Raw genomic sequence first — 827 nt, 5'->3', positions numbered from 1 at the left:
TACACGATAATGCTTAACCTCAATCGAAGTTGGATAAGCAAGCAGGGCGATTTCTTCGTGGAAAGTCCGATTATCCTTTTGGCGGCTATAATTTGGTATCTCCGTATCTATCAAGGCGGTAAGTATTGCACGTTCCCCCATGCCATAGAACTGTTGAACAAGAAATACGCCGATGTATTCACCATTTTGCGCAGCTACCCCGAACTGGAAAATTACCTTTCCCCGTTCGTAGATGCTTGGGAATCGGACGCCCAAGAACAGTTGCAGGGGCAGATTGCCAGTGCGAAAATCCCGCTTTCAAGGATGATTTCACCCGCCCTTTACTGGGTTATGACAGGTGATGATTTTTCACTGGACATCAACAACCCGAAAGAGCCTAAAATCTTGGTTGTCGGCAACAATCCTGACCGCCAAAATATCTACTCGGCAGCATTGGGACTGTATAATTCCCGTATCGTGAAGCTGATAAACAAGAAAGGTCAGCTTAAAAGTTCGGTGATTATAGACGAGTTGCCAACGATTTATTTTCGTGGACTTGACAATTTGATTGCTACGGCACGAAGCAACAAGGTAGCGGTTCTGCTGGGCTTTCAGGATTACAGCCAGCTTACCCGTGACTACGGGGACAAGGAAAGCCGGGTAATCCAAAATACTGTGGGCAACGTGTTCAGCGGTCAGGTAGTCGGTGAAACGGCGAAAATCCTTTCCGAGCGTTTCGGAAAGGTGTTGCAGAAACGGCAGAGCATGACAATCAACCAACGGGAAAAATCCACCTCGATAAGCACCCAAATGGACAGCCTGATACCCGCCAGCAAAATATCCAACCT

General features: G+C 47.3%; 1 protein-coding gene. It reads left to right on the top strand.

The window, feature by feature from the left end; all coding sequences use genetic code 11:
• Nucleotides 1–827 (top strand): TraM recognition domain-containing protein (locus H8S64_RS22190; protein ID WP_186978734.1); only part of this gene is annotated, 827 nt, incomplete at both ends.

The organism is Butyricimonas hominis, from assembly GCF_014287455.1.
Lineage (GTDB): Bacteria > Bacteroidota > Bacteroidia > Bacteroidales > Marinifilaceae > Butyricimonas > Butyricimonas muris.
Note: the sequence above shows the minus strand (reverse complement) of the source record. Positions and strands in the feature narration are given on the sequence as shown.